Genomic DNA, 14902 nt, shown 5'->3' with positions numbered 1-14902 from the left:
CAACCTTTTTTATTTGAATTAAATAGAGTCGATTTGATTACTTCCTAAAAAGCTTTTATTTTCTCTTACAAGTTCAAAAGCTATTTCTATTAATTTTTCAAAAGTTGGTATACCACTAATAATGGATTTATTTACCGATATTCCAAATGTTTGACTATTTATTTGTTCATCATAACAAGTAAATAGCTTCATTTTAACACCATTTTCTGGGTTAATATATGTAGCAGAAAACATTTTGTGTCCTTTATAAACAAATGTGGCTGTTATACTTTCAAAAATGAATCTTTCTATAATTTTTGGTATTTTCATAAGTAGTGTTTTATTCAATTAAAATACTTTCTTCTAATTCTTCTTTATTCTTTTCTGATTTATTAATCACTATTGCTGCTGTGATATCTCCCCATACATTAATAGTTGTTCTAAATTGATCTAATAGTGCATCAACAGCAAGTATAATACCTATTGCCTCTAACGGCAAACCAACCGCAGATAATACAATTCCCATTGTTACTAAACCCGCTCCTGGAATTGCAGCTGCTCCCATTGCAGCTAATGAAGCTGTAAGAAAAATAACTACTTGTTGACCAAAATCTAAAGGAACACCTAATAAACCAGCAATAAAAATAACTGCTACTGATTCATAAAGAGCAGTTCCATCCATATTTATTGTTGCACCTAATGGCAATACAAAATTTGATATTTTTGGACTAACCCCTATTTTCTCTACAGTTTTCATCGTAACAGGTAAAGTTGCTGCAGATGATGATGTTGACCAAGCTGTTAATAAAGGTGTCATCATTTTAAGTAAATACTTATAAGGATTCTCTTTTGTAAAAATCCAGACAACTAATGGTAAAATGATAAATCCATGAACTAATAAACCTAGTAATACCGTAAAAGCATATTTTAATAAAGGAAGTAGAGCTTCTATACCTATTTGCATAAAAATTCCTCCCACTAAGAAAAATAAAAAGTATGGAGCTAACCCCATTATTGTAACAACTCCTTTTTGCATTAAAGCGTCAACAGATTTCATTAAATTATTAAATGGTTCAGATTTTTCTCGCATTGTTACAGCAATAATTGCTATAAAAATAGAGAAGAATATTACTTGAAGTACATTGGTAGTTGCCAAAGCATTAAATGGATTATCAGGGATCATTCCTACTAAAGTATCAACAACAATCTCAAAAGAGCTTTTGTCTCCCACTCCTGCACTCGATACCTTATCTGGAACATTCATTGCTTTCTTTAAAACACTTGCAGTTTCTACAGAAACATTTCCCGGTTGAATAATATTTACAACAACAATTCCCATTAAAACTGCTAAGGCTGTTGTTAACATATAATACATGATTGTCTTTTTCCCTATTTTTCCTATTTCTGCAATATTCTCTAGGCTAACAATAGACATGTAAATAGATGCCATTACCAATGGAACAACAAGCATCTTAAGTAATTTTACAAATACAGATCCTACATATTTAAAAAGAAATTTTATGTAGTAAAAAAAGTTATCATCAGGTTCGTTTCTAAAAAAATAATTTAATGAAATACCTAAGATAATCCCTGAAATTATCCCTATTAAAATTCTCCAGTGTAATGCTATTTTCATATCTAAAAAAGGTTTATGTGAGTTATTTTATCTAAAAATTAATATTCATATCAATTCTTATTCTTGTTCCAGATCTTTTAAAATCAGTATCTATAGCATTTAGTCCTTTTATTTCTTCTGCTATAAATAATCTAGACCGTAGTTTTAAATATTTATTTAATTTGTAAGCAAGAGAAAATTCTGGTCCTTTAATATTTGATGATGTCCAACGCGAAAAGTCATACTGAGCAAAATAGTCCATCGCAGCGTACTTTTCCATATATAGATAAGATATACCTGCATAAATTTGTTTTGCTATTGCTTGATCTCCTATTGCAATGGTTGCAACAAAACCTTGGGTTTGTTTTGTAAAATCTACACTTTTAGAAGAATCATATTCATTTCGATTCGAATAAGAATTGTTTCCATTTATATCGTAAATCATGTGAGAAATTGGGTTCTCATTATACTTTCTTAAATTATTATAATAATCTACTATTAATGATAAACCGTAAAATTGCTTAAATTTTATATTAAATTGACTTGCCCAAATAGAATAATCTGGTGCCAAATCACCATCATTATAGAGTGTTACTCCATTTCCTGTTTGTGCTAAATCATTTTTATATCTAGTTGGTAATGCCTCCGCTTTTATAATTCCACTAGATATTTTCCAAGGAATAGCATTCGCAATCGTAGAAGATAATTCTAAAGAAAAACCATACATTTTTCCTTGATCTTTTAAAGGAGCATTATTCGCATATCTTTCTACAAAGTAAGCAGCTTTAGATTTTAGATTTAAATCACTCCCTAATTTAAAATCAGATACAATAGTTGCCCCATCATGAGTTGGAATGTCGAACATTACGCCAGATTGATTATTCCAAATTCTAGATGCACTTTGCCTACCTATCCTTAAATCTGTAAATTTATAGGAATAGTTAAGCCAAAATTCGTCTAGTAAAACATTCAATCTTTCATCATCATTTCCTCCAAAAGAAATAAAAGAATACTGTTTGTTTCCGGTTCTTATACGAGCATGGAAATCGATATCTTTTGTTAATTTAATATCTGTTCCCAGATAAAAATTAAATCGACTCCAAAATCTATCTCTGTCTTTGTAATGTAAGCCTTTTTTGGGGTTTATTCTTTGTTGATTCACATCCCATTCACCAAATCGAAGAAGTCCTCCACCTGAAAATTTTATGCGAGCTGGTGATTTTAATTCGTCTGCAGGTATTGGATTATCCTGAATGTGTTTTATAGAAGTTGAATTGCTATCTATTTTCTCTTTTAATTGTTTTATTTCTTCTCTAAGTTCATCTATCTCACTCTTTTCTTGAGAATAAGAAAATGAACACAAAAGCAAAACAAATGCTAATAATTTATTCTTCATTTTTTAGGTAGTAGATTTAGGTACGCAATAATCAGTATTTTTCTTCTATATTCAAAATTTCACAGTTTTTTTAACATAAAAAATACTACAATTTTTACACTTTAAAAATTGAAAATCAATACTTAACCATTAAAAAAACACTCCTATCAATACTTAATCAACTATATATGCATTTAAAAATGTTTTATCGAAAAATGAAGTTTTTTTATGACTCTTAATCAATCATCATATACATACTAAATTAAAATTTTGAGAAAAATACTGCTTAAAAAGATTGTTGCTATATGAAGTTAATCTAAATAAATTCTTATTAAATATTAATTATTGATTTAGAGCTCATTGGTACTCTATTTGATGACGGGGCATTAAATCTATAAATATGAATAAGAATACTATTCTATTTCTTATGATGATATTTTCTCCTTTTATTTATGCACAGGAAGAAGATTTATTAGAAGAAATAGAGACTACTACCGAAACAGGATTTATTCCTCCTGCATTTAAGGGATTACAAATTGTAACAGGACAATCTACAAAATTAGCTTCAAAAGGAGATCTTTACTCTGTTGTCGCCCATAGATTTGGAGATGTTAGTCAAGGATTTGACAACTTTTTCGGTCTTGATAATGCTTCTACGAAAATTGGTTTTATTTACGGATTAACAGATAATTTATCTCTTAGTCTTTCTCGAGAAACACTTTTAAAAACTTACGAAGGAGGAATCAAGTATCGTATTGCTAAACAGTCCGAAAACTTCCCTGTAGAAATAGTTGGATACAATGTATTAGCTGTTAACTCTGATTTGAGTAAAGATGACTATCCTGGATTAAAATTTTCTAATCGATTATCTTATCTCTCTCAAGCATTAGTTTCTAGAAGATTCAGTGAAAGCTTTTCATTGCAGTTTTCTCCATCTTTTGTTCATAAAAATCTTTATGAGCCTAAAGAAGAAGAAAAAGATCAATTTCTTACAGGTTTAGGAGGTAGATACAAACTATCTAAAAGGATATCTGTAAATACAGAGTATTTCGTAAATTTTTCTAATTCTAGTATTTATAAAAATCCTTTCTCTTTAGGCTTGGACATTGAAACAGGAGGACATGTATTTCAACTTTTATTTTCTAACTCCAGATTCAATTCAGATATCGGTTACTTAACAAATGCTTCTGGTAATTGGGGAAAGGGAAATGTATTTTTTGGATTTAACTTATATAGAGTATTTTAATTATGAATAGTAAAATTTTAACAGTAATAATAGCAGTTATAGTAGCTGTTATATGGTCATGCGATAGCAACACTTTCGAAGATATTTCTACTGGAACTGTCATAACAGATACAATAAGTTATGAAGGACAAGTAAAAACAATTATTGAAACTAGATGTACAGGTTGTCATTCTCCAAGTGGAAGAGCATCATCGGTACCATTAAATAATTATCAACAAGTAACAAGGTCTATTGATCGTATTATAGATTTGATACAACGTCCAGCTGGTGATCCATTTCGTATGCCTCCTAATGGGATGCCAAATACAGAAATTAATACAATCATAGACTGGAAAAATAAAGGTTTAACAGAAAAATAAAAATTATGAAAAAACAAATTTTATTAGTTATTGCAATCTTATTTACAAGTTTATTATCTGCACAAAAGTACATTACGAAAACAGGAAACCTATCTTTCTCTGCATCTGTACCAATGTTTGAGGATATAAATGCTGTAGATAAAAATAACACAACAGTAATTGATGCTGAGACAGGAGCAATTGCTTCTGTAACTGTGGTGAATAATTTTAAGTTCTCTGTGAAATTAATGGAGGAACATTTTAACGAAAATTATGCAGAATCTGCAAAATATCCTAAAACAACTTTTAAAGGTAAAATTGTAACTTTTAAATTGTCTGATCTTTCAGCAACTCCAAAAAAATATAATATTAAAGGAACTCTAACATTTCATGGTGTTGCAAAAGAAATAAATACGTTGGCTTCTGTTTCACTAAAGGACAATAAAATAATTGTTAAAGGAGCATTTAAAGTTAAACCTGCAGATTATAAGGTAACTATTCCTAAAATGGTTATGAAAAAAATAGCAGAAGAAGTAGATGTCAAATATAACTTTGTATTATCAAAACAATAAGTAAGTAAATAAATATTTAGTGCATAATAAACTCTTTAAACCGTATTAGTTTTAGAGAGTTTATTTTTTACAAAAAAGGTACTTTTTTCTGTAAATTATCATAATTTTTAGAAATTACTTTAGGCGGTTTAAAACGAAACCCAATGTAAAATAATCCATTTATAATATCATTTTCAACCCTTTCTCCCGAATTAATTTTATAGCGTGAAAATGATAAGTTAATTTTTGATCCAAATAAAAATTTATCTGTATTATAACCCACAAATAAACCTCCACCAGTACGTTTATCTAAATACATATTATTCTCAGTTTCACTCTTTCCTCCTAAACCTACATAGATATGAGGAGAAATATTTACATTTTTAGAGACGATCCAATTATAATGATAACCAATATTAATCCCGAAATTAAATAAGTTGTCTCGATTTATTTTTCCATCTATTTTATCACGTGTTACAGTCAAATTATAATCCAAAGATGTTATCAAACTTCCACTACTTATCTTTTGCCATTCGTTCTGATAATAAATACTTTTTACAGAGAAATTTTTATTAAAAACATAAGAAGTACTTCCCAAAAATTCTTGTATTTCTAAATCTGGAAATTGTATATAGGGATCTATGCCTTCTCTCCAATTAGGATCATATTCTATTGTATTCGTCAAATAAAATCCTTTGTTTCTCTTATATCCAAAAGTTTGTATAAAATTCTTAGGGAACATACTGAAACTAATTTGAGTAAAAGAGCTTTTACCTTTTAAACTATCATTTTTATTTCTAGAAATAATATTAGGTGCAAAACCAATCGCTACACTAATTACTTCGTAATCTAATGATAGGGATGTATAAATTTTATTATTTGTAACTAGATGTATATTATTATTTTCGTACGTGTAAAAGTATGCTTCTCTATTTGTATAAAAATTAGAACGAATCATAATGTCTGATTCATAAGAAATAAAATTTGTACTATCACGTTTTGTTTGGGAGTTAGCTAAAACAGAACTCAGTATAAAAAAGAGATAATATGAATAAATTCTCATTTTAGGATTTTTATAATTAAGATTGGTGCGATAAATTTAATTAATATTATTCATTTTTTTATTTATATATAAGAAATAACAATATTATATTTAAGTCAATATATTATATAAAGCAACTTTTACATAAACTAAAACCCTGCAAATATTTGCAGGGTTTTAGTTTATGTAATACTTTGATGTAAAATTTTATTTATCAAATCCATTTGGATATTCTCCCTTAACAATCTCTATTTTAGCTTCAACAGCTTTTTGTAGATCTTGTTGATAACTAATCATTCTTTCTTGTATTTCAGGATTAGTAGCTCCTAATATACGAGCAGCCAATATTCCTGCATTTTTTGCTGCATTTACAGCAACTGTAGCAACTGGAATTCCATTTGGCATTTGTAAAATTGATAAAATAGAATCCCAACCATCAATAGAATTAGAAGATTTTATAGGAACACCTATTACAGGTAGTGGTGTAATAGAAGCAACCATTCCTGGTAAATGTGCAGCACCACCAGCTCCTGCTATTATAACATTAATTCCGCGTTCGTGAGCAGTTTTTGCATACTCAAACATACGTTCTGGTGTACGATGAGCAGAAACAATTGTTAATTCGAATGGAATATTCAAATCTGTTAAAATTTCAGCAGCTTGTTTCATGATAGGCAAATCGCTATCACTTCCCATTATAATTCCTACCATATTTGTTTACTTTTTTGCAACGACTTTCACCGTTGTATTAACTTGTTTTATGTTTTGTTTTAATTTTTCTAAATCATCATTTACTAAAGTTACATGTCCCATTTTACGACCAGGTTTTGTAATAGCTTTTGCATACCAATGCAAGAAAGCTCCTGGTATTTCCAATAACTTTTCGATGTTTTTAATCTCTGCTGTTCCCGTTTCCCCTTCTATTCCAATTAAATTAACCATTGCAGAGGTTGTAAATAATTTTGTTGATCCTAATGGTAGTTCCATTAGCGTTCTCAACATTTGATCGAACTGAGAAGAATAAGCAGCTTCTATTGTAGAATGTCCAGAGTTATGAACACGAGAAGCAGTTTCATTTACCCAAATAGAATTATCTTTATTTAAGAACATTTCTACTGCAAAAACACCAGGAGAATTTAGTGCCTTTACAACATCACGCGCAATTTCTTCTGCACGATCTGTAATCTCCTTAGATAAAGAAGATGGAATTAATAAATAATCTAATAAATTATATTCTTCATTTATGATAAATTCTACTGTAGGATATGTTACAATATTACCTAAATGGTCGGCAACTGTAACAACAGCAATTTCTCTATTTAAATCGGCTGGAGTTTCAAAAATAGATGGAGCTTGAAGCATTTTCTCTAAATCGGCTTCAGATTTTAAGAACTGTACACCTTTACCATCATAACCATCTTTTTTAGATTTTTGAAAAATAGGATAACTTAAATCTTGCTTAGATTTTAATTCTTCCCAATCCTCTAACTCAAAATAAGGTGCTGTCGGAATATTATTTGAAGTGTAAAAAGCTTTTTGAACTCCTTTATCTTGAATAATAGCCAAAGCTTCAGGATCTGGAACTACTTTTTTCCCAATTGATTTTAAATAGCGTAATGCTTCAACATTTACATGTTCTATTTCAATTCCAATTGCATCAAGATTTTTTCCAAATTCAACAACTGTATCATAGTCTTTAAAATCTCCTTGTACAAAATGATGAGCATGTGGTGCACATGGCGCATCGGCTGCTGGATCTAAAATACTAATCTCACAAGGATACTGTAATGCATTTTGCAAAAACATATAACCTAATTGCCCTCCTCCTAAAATTCCGATTTTTATCATAATGCAAAGTTAATGAATAATATAATTTTTTAAATGCCTCAAAAAGAATTAAGGTCAATTTTTATGTAAAGAATAATAGAATTAAGTATTTTTTGAGAGGCTTAGTAAGTATTATACATTACTTTTACAGCGAACTAAAACACCCTGATGAAATGTTAGCAAAATGGAGTAAAATATTATTTTTTGTATTTATAGGAATTTATTTAATCAGCAAAAGTTTTTATGAATATTTTATATTTGATATGCTGGTACATTATTCTATTTACGCTTTAATTATAGCGTTCTTTTTATGTTTACTTTATAATTATGCCATTAGAAAAAATGAGAAAAAAAATATACTTTTTTTACTTCCCATTTTTGTAATTCCTTACATAGTTTATCTTAATATGGGAAATTTTTATTTTGGAGAAAATGCGAAAGGAGAAAAGCCAAATTTTAAAATAATTTCGATTAATATTTTTTCTCAGAATAGCGAATTTCAAGAGCTTAAGAATTATTTAAAAACGGAGAAATCTGATGTTTTAGTTTTACAAGAATTAACTCCCGATTGGCAAAAAAATATTGATTTCATTAGAAAAGAATATCCTTATTTTAAAGAAGAAGTTCGAGATAATAATTTCGGAATAGCCATCTATTCTAAAACTCCCTTTGATACAATTGTTACAAAAAATTATATTGATGAAATGCATCCGTCATTAATTGGAGAATTAAAAATTAACGGTAAATCTCTTTCTATTTTGGCAACACACCCTGTTCCTCCATTACCAAATCAGGCACGATTTGAAAGAAGAAATAAGCAATATCAATTAATGAAAAAAGAGATTGATGAAATGAAAATTTCTAATATTATATTAATTGGAGATTTGAATTCGACAGTTTATTCACCCAATTTTAAATTAGTACAATCAGACAAAATGAAGGATGCTCGTTCTGGCTTCGGATTAAATAATTCTTGGAATGCTTTTATTCCTCTTTTTAGAACAAATATCGATCAGTGTTGGGTTTCCAAATCTATTAATGTGACAAATTTCTATCGTGGAGAAAACATTAAATCTGATCATTTCCCTATTATAGCTGAGTTGAGAATAGAATAGTTCTCTATACTCTTAAGAAGAATATATAAAATAAAAACCCCCTCGTCTTGAGGGGATTTTTTATTTATTTAAAAAATTAACCAGTTTGATTAAGTCTTGCTCTTTTGTAGAAGATATTTTATTCTTTTTTATAAAATCTTTTGATTCATTATCAGTAAATAAATCATTAAAATCTCCTTTTTTCTGAGGAACAGCAACTACCTTATCATTAAGTTTTAAGAAGTATTGTGGTTTTGAAGTAGAATACTCTTGTATTTTTTTTCCTACATCCATCACATCTTCTTTTACTAATTTTTCTTGTATGATTACAGCCTCTTTTTTATATAATGTAGACTTACTACCAGATAATAAAACTTGTAAATATCCAGATTTAGAATCATTTCCAACAAAATATTCATCTAAATATACATATGTTTTATTTCCATTTCTAAGCGATACAATCATATTATTTACTCTATCTAAATCATAAGAAGCCTTATCTTTCATATACTCCATTTGATCAGAATAATTATTGTATCTTAATGATGGTACATCATTCGTTTTATGACCAGTAATTGTGTATTGAGAAAAGTTTGCATCAATATATGGAGAGCCTACAATATCTTTCTTGTTATCTTTCATCTCAACTCCAAAAAATCCTGTTGTCATCTTAGAATCTTGATCTTGAGCTTCGGATTTTATAAATGATAAAACCAATAAGACTGTCATTAGATATTTCATAAATCTATTTTTTTAGTACTCTATAAATATAGAAAAAAATAAATCTATAGCGTTAAATTCATTATTGTTTTTTTATAAATAATCTATTAGTTAGCAGATTAACTCAAAAGTAATGATATAAAAAAAATCATAACAGAATAAATTCTGTTATGATTTTAGTTTTTTAATATTTAATAAAATTATCTTTTAAGATAACTTATAATATTTATTAATAACCCTCTGTTTGGCTAATCTTATCAATATTGATAATTGCTTGTGGAATTGGGAATTGCCATAAGTGAGATGATTTTGGTAAAGATTGAGTTGGTGAAACTGTTCCACTACCATCTGCTCTATGTCCATTACCTGCACGTTGTAATCCTTGAGCATATTTTGCAGGAATTCCTGATACACCCATTAAACGTTTAATAGTATAGAATCTATCTCCTTCGAAAGCTAACTCTTTACGTCTTTCAGTAATGATCGCTTCAAATAAAGCATCACCAGTTTCTCCTCCAGCGTAAGAAGTATATCTAGCATCTCTTAATTTATTTAAAGTAACTAAAGCACCTGCTTGGTTACCACTTAAATATTGAGCTTCTGCTAAAGTTAAAATAACATCTTCTACTCTTAAGTATCTTCCGTCGTTAACACCTGCATTATAACCTGTTCTACTAACCATATATTTAGCTACAGCGTGTTGAGGAGCTGTATCATAAATAGTTGGAGTTGTTATAATACTTGTTGATAAACGTTCTGGTTCTGTTGTTGGATTATATAAATCATATAATGCTTTATCAACAGAATACTCAAATCTATAGTTAGAAGGACTTGTTCCTTGGCTATAGTTAGTTCCTAATTGTAAATCATTTGTTCTAAAGAAAGGAAATACAATTAAAGCACCTTGATTAGTTTCTGTTTTCCAGAACTCATCTAATGAGTCTTTATTTGTAGGTACTACTGCATTTACTACAGGTGTAGCATGCTCAATAACTTTAGGATAATTTCCTACATATAAATAGATTTTAGCTAAAATACCTCTTAAAGATGTTTGATTTAATCTGTAGTAAGCATTAGAGTTTGACGCAGCAGACTGATAGTTAGCTGTTGGTAAACTTGGTAATACAGACTCTAAATCATTAATGATTTTAGTATAAACCTCATTTATTGTAGCATCTCTTGTTACTGTTCCTTTAGGATCGTAAGTATTGATAAATGGAATTCCTACAGAGTTTGCAGAACCTGCTGCTTGAGTAGGAATTTGAGCATAAGCTTTCGCTATTTCAAAATGAGCAATAGCTCTTAATGCTTTCGCTTCTGCAGCAAATTTATCTTTTGTTGCACCAGCAGGTAAATTATCAATTTTAGATAATATCATGTTAGCATTAGAGATAATTACATATCCATATTGATAAACATCTGTTGGAGTTGAGTTACTGTTGTAAGCAAAGTATGAAGATAAATAATTTGTTCTTCTTCCTCCTGGATTAAAAACTAAGTTATCAGATAATAAATCTCCAACAATAATCATATCTCTAGCATTAGATGAACCTCCATAAAAACCAAGAGATTTAAACCCATCATATACTCCTTTTACTGCTATTTCAAAATCTTGGTCTGTTTTCCAAAATGTATTGTCATTTAGATCATTTGGTGAATCTAATTGTAAATCATCCTCATTACATGAAGTAAAACTTAATGCGAATGATAACGTTAATAATGATAAAAATATTTTCTTTTTCATTGTTCTAAAATTTAAAATGATACATTAATTCCTAATGAATATGTTCTTGTCATTGGGTAACCAAATCCAGCAAATGAATTTGAAACGTATCCTGTACTTGATACTGTACTAGATTCTGATGAACCTGTTCCTTGAACTGGGTTTCCATGGAATTTAGTAAACATAGCTAAATTTTGCACTTGTCCGTAAATTCTTAAAGACTTTAAAGGTGTGTTATCTAACAATTTCTTATCAAGGTTATAACCTAAAGATAAACTTCTAAATAAGATGTAATCACTCTTCTCTAAGAATTGAGTAGAATATTGATGACCTGAAGCGTCTGGACGAGCAAATCTTGCATTATCACCTGGATTTCTCCAATAATCATTAGCAGAAACATCTTTATTTGTTATTCCATTTGGATCTGTTATCCACTGATAAACATTGTTATAAGAGTATCCACCTGCAGAATATGTAAAATCAGCATTTAAATCGAAACCGTATACTTTTGTATTTAATCCGAATCCCCCGAATACTTTAGGTAATGGTGTTTTCCCTGTAGCAACAGCATCTCCACCATCATAAGTAGTCGTAATGTTTCCATCAATATCATAGTATTGAGCTTCACCTGTTTGACTGTTTACTCCAGCCCAACGAACTAAATAAAATTGATATGGTGTTTGACCTTCAATATGAACTAAGTTTTCAGCACTTCCTGATACAAATAATTGACTTGTACCGTTCAACTGATTAACTTTATAATTTACATTTGTAATATTTCCATAAAGAGATAAGTCGAAGTTTTTAGTACGAACAACTTCATAATTTAAGTCTAACTCAAGTCCATTTGTAGTCAATTGCCCTGCATTCATGAAAGATCTGTATCCTCCATTTGTGTATGAAAATTGATTAGGGAAAATGAAGTTATTTCTCTTATCTTGGAAATATGCTGCAGATCCTGTAAGTTTATTTTTAAACAAAGCAAACTCAAGTCCTAAGTTTAATTTTTTATTCGTTTCCCAACTTACATCAGCGTTAGCGATATTTCTACTTGGAGTTCCTGAGAATTGTCCATTATAGAAACCTAAGCTAATTAAGTTTAAGTTAGAATATGTTGTTAAAGCAGAATCATCACCTACTTCTCCATAAGATCCTTTAATAACTAAACTGTTAACAACGTTACTTCCTTTTAAGAATTCTTCTCTAGCGATATCCCAACCAACAGAGAATCCCCAGAAAGTTCCATACATACTGTTCCATCCAGCTAATGAAGTTCCGTCACGACGAATATATGCATCTAACATATATTTTCTATCGTAATCATAAGATAATGCTCCAATGTAACCGTATCTTACAATTTGAGATCTGTTAGTGAAAGAAGATCCTCCTCCTAAAATTTCTTGCGCTAAATTTTGCGTAACTAAATCGTTATTAGGGAAACCTCTACCTGCAATTACCATTCGGTAATTATTGTATTTTTGAAACTCGCTCGCTACCGTTGCTCTAAGGTTGTGTTTATCCCAAGAGTTAACGTAGCTAATCTCATTTCTCCAGTTATAATTAAGATTATCTCTAGAATCGTCAGTTTTACTTGCTGGACTTCCTAATAATTGAGCCAAGTAAGTATTACCTCTATTAAAAATTTCTTGTTGTAATCTTACATAAGTAGCACCAAAAGTAGATCTAGCAGTAACATTTTTAAATAAATCAGCCTCTACATAAGCAGATCCAAATAATTTAAACTGTCTAGTTCTATTATACATTTTTGCCATCTCATCTAATGTAGGATATCCACCTCCATTATTTGGGTTGTAAACAGGATAACCCCATTGATCGTAAGTTATATTTCCTTGATCATCATAGATGTATACATCTGCATATGGTTGATTCTCTAAAACAGCGTTAAATACCGACTGTGCGTTGAATCTATCACGAGGAATATCTCTTGTTTGGTAAGAACCATTAACATTTGCACCTACTCTTAACCAATCTTTAGCTTTTGATGTAAAGTTATAAGATGATGTAATTCTTTCAAATCCTTTGTAATAAATTACAGCTCCTTGATCTTTATCATGACCAATACTAAAATTTTGACTTAAGTTACCTTCATTACTAGAAATAGAGATGTGGTTTGAAGTTAAAATTCCTGTTCTGTACGATTCGTCAGCCCAATTAGTATTTGTTTTTGATAATTCTGCAATTTCAGCAGGTGTCCAATCAATACCATAACCCGCAGTAGGATCTAAATCATATAAACCTCTTTGGAAATTTAAAAGTTGTGAAGAATTCATTACCTTAATATTTGGTAAATCCATCATATTCGTAACCCCAATTCTACTTGAATAACTTACAGTAGTTGCTCCTTTTTTAGCTGTTTTTGTCTTAACAATAACAACTCCATTCGCCCCTCTCGCACCATAAATAGCTAATTGTGATGCCTCTTTTAATACTTTGATAGTTTCAATATCAGAAGGATTAATCGAGTTCATATCTGTTTCAGACATGTAAGTTCCATCAACAACATATAACGGAGATTTTACACCTCCACTTAATCCTAAAGCTCCACGAATTGTAACGTTTGCAGTAGAACCTGGCGCTCCACTTTGAGCTTGAGAAATTAAACCAGAAACTTTTCCTCCTAACATTTGATCAACAGATAAACTAGGATTAAAATCCTTAATTTGATCTGAATTTACAATTGTTTGTCCTGCTTTTGCAGGAGCTTCGAAAATACTCGTAATAACTACCTCATCTAAGGCTACATTTTCAGTAGTTGAATACTTTAATGCACCTAAACTAGTAGATGTTACTTTAAATTCTTTTCCATTGATAACTAACGTATCACCTACTTTTGCATCAATGTTAAAATTTCCGTTTTCATCAGTAAACGCAACTTTATCAGTACCTTTCACAGTAACTTCTACGTCTGCCTCTGGGAAATCGTTAGCGTCGTTAACTACACCCGTAACCTGAGCAAAAGCTAATGTTCCTAACCCTAGGAAAGCTAGTAAGCTCAAAGATGTTAATCTTCTCCTCATAGTTTATAATTTTTATAACATTTTAAACAAAACTCTAACTTTTTTTTAAGATTTCCAAAAAGTTACATGTTTTTTTTCATTTATTAAGTGTTTGATGAACTACTCGTATTTATAGGGCTATTATATTATCAATATGTTAATTTTTTAACTTAATCTATTTTCTTATTGGTGATATTTTAAATTTTTTAATGAGGAATTAAGCTATTTTGTTTAGTTAATGAAATATAAAAAGGCTATTTCGCAATTAGCGAAATAGCCTTAAAATTAAAATCGTTTTTTATATTTTTTTATTAAAAAATAACTTCTATTTTAAATGATTCTAATTAATCAGAATCATGAATATTATTCTTATTC

General features: G+C 29.5%; 13 protein-coding genes. 4 read left to right on the top strand and 9 right to left on the bottom strand.

What is annotated here, in order from left to right:
* Window positions 1-18 precede the first annotated feature (18 nt).
* From BUA86_RS10085 to BUA86_RS10075, 3 genes are read right to left on the bottom strand one after another with little or no spacing between them, the layout of a single operon-like run.
* Entirely contained in the window at window positions 19-309 is a 291-nt protein-coding gene (locus tag BUA86_RS10085) for a hypothetical protein (protein WP_072932361.1), read from the bottom strand.
* A gap of 10 nt (window positions 310-319) precedes the next feature.
* Entirely contained in the window at window positions 320-1615 is a 1296-nt protein-coding gene (locus tag BUA86_RS10080; RefSeq protein ID WP_072932359.1) for a dicarboxylate/amino acid:cation symporter, read from the bottom strand.
* Window positions 1616-1646: 31 nt separating this feature from the next.
* Window positions 1647-2990, bottom strand: a complete 1344-nt coding sequence (locus BUA86_RS10075) for a putative porin (protein ID WP_072932357.1) — start codon at window positions 2988-2990, stop codon at window positions 1647-1649.
* 379 nt (window positions 2991-3369) lie between these two features.
* Between BUA86_RS10075 and BUA86_RS10070 the strand changes: the two genes are divergently transcribed.
* Genes BUA86_RS10070 through BUA86_RS10060 form a run of 3 tightly spaced genes read left to right on the top strand, consistent with a single transcriptional unit; the run spans window position 3370 to window position 5125 of the window.
* Entirely contained in the window at window positions 3370-4215 is an 846-nt protein-coding gene (locus BUA86_RS10070) for a DUF5777 family beta-barrel protein (RefSeq protein WP_072932355.1), read from the top strand.
* 2 nt (window positions 4216-4217) lie between these two features.
* A complete protein-coding gene (locus BUA86_RS10065) occupies window positions 4218-4574 on the top strand; it encodes a hypothetical protein (RefSeq protein WP_072932353.1) in 357 nt (118 codons plus the stop codon).
* A 5-nt stretch (window positions 4575-4579) separates the two neighbouring features.
* Window positions 4580-5125 (top strand): YceI family protein, encoded by a 546-nt coding sequence (locus BUA86_RS10060; protein WP_072932351.1) that lies wholly within the window; start codon window positions 4580-4582, stop codon window positions 5123-5125.
* A 67-nt stretch (window positions 5126-5192) separates the two neighbouring features.
* Here the strand turns inward: BUA86_RS10060 and BUA86_RS10055 are convergent, their stop codons facing one another.
* From BUA86_RS10055 to BUA86_RS10045, 3 genes are all read right to left on the bottom strand, one after another.
* Window positions 5193-6167: a DUF4421 family protein gene (locus BUA86_RS10055; RefSeq protein WP_083580346.1), complete on the bottom strand. Its 975-nt coding sequence runs from the start codon at window positions 6165-6167 to the stop codon at window positions 5193-5195.
* 186 nt (window positions 6168-6353) lie between these two features.
* On the bottom strand, window positions 6354-6857 hold the full coding sequence (gene purE, locus BUA86_RS10050) for a 5-(carboxyamino)imidazole ribonucleotide mutase (RefSeq protein ID WP_072932348.1): 504 nt from the start codon (window positions 6855-6857) through the stop codon (window positions 6354-6356).
* 6 nt (window positions 6858-6863) lie between these two features.
* Entirely contained in the window at window positions 6864-7994 is a 1131-nt protein-coding gene (locus tag BUA86_RS10045; protein WP_072932346.1) for a 5-(carboxyamino)imidazole ribonucleotide synthase, read from the bottom strand.
* Between the two features lie 386 nt (window positions 7995-8380).
* Between BUA86_RS10045 and BUA86_RS10040 the strand changes: the two genes are divergently transcribed.
* On the top strand, window positions 8381-9088 hold the full coding sequence (locus BUA86_RS10040; protein WP_229731725.1) for an endonuclease/exonuclease/phosphatase family protein: 708 nt from the start codon (window positions 8381-8383) through the stop codon (window positions 9086-9088).
* A 60-nt stretch (window positions 9089-9148) separates the two neighbouring features.
* Here BUA86_RS10040 and BUA86_RS10035 read toward each other — a convergent pair whose 3' ends face one another.
* The 3 genes from BUA86_RS10035 to BUA86_RS10025 form a co-directional block, all read right to left on the bottom strand.
* Complete coding sequence (locus tag BUA86_RS10035) at window positions 9149-9808, bottom strand: hypothetical protein (protein WP_143147296.1); 660 nt, start codon at window positions 9806-9808, stop codon at window positions 9149-9151.
* A gap of 208 nt (window positions 9809-10016) precedes the next feature.
* A complete protein-coding gene (locus BUA86_RS10030) occupies window positions 10017-11531 on the bottom strand; it encodes a RagB/SusD family nutrient uptake outer membrane protein (protein ID WP_072932338.1) in 1515 nt (504 codons plus the stop codon).
* Between the two features lie 11 nt (window positions 11532-11542).
* On the bottom strand, window positions 11543-14548 hold the full coding sequence (locus BUA86_RS10025) for a SusC/RagA family TonB-linked outer membrane protein (protein WP_072932336.1): 3006 nt from the start codon (window positions 14546-14548) through the stop codon (window positions 11543-11545).
* Window positions 14549-14902: the final 354 nt, after the last annotated feature.

Origin of the sequence: Chishuiella changwenlii (assembly GCF_900142565.1) — a bacterium.
In the GTDB taxonomy this organism is placed as follows: domain Bacteria; phylum Bacteroidota; class Bacteroidia; order Flavobacteriales; family Weeksellaceae; genus Empedobacter; species Empedobacter changwenlii.
This window is presented reverse-complemented; position numbering and strand designations above follow the sequence as displayed.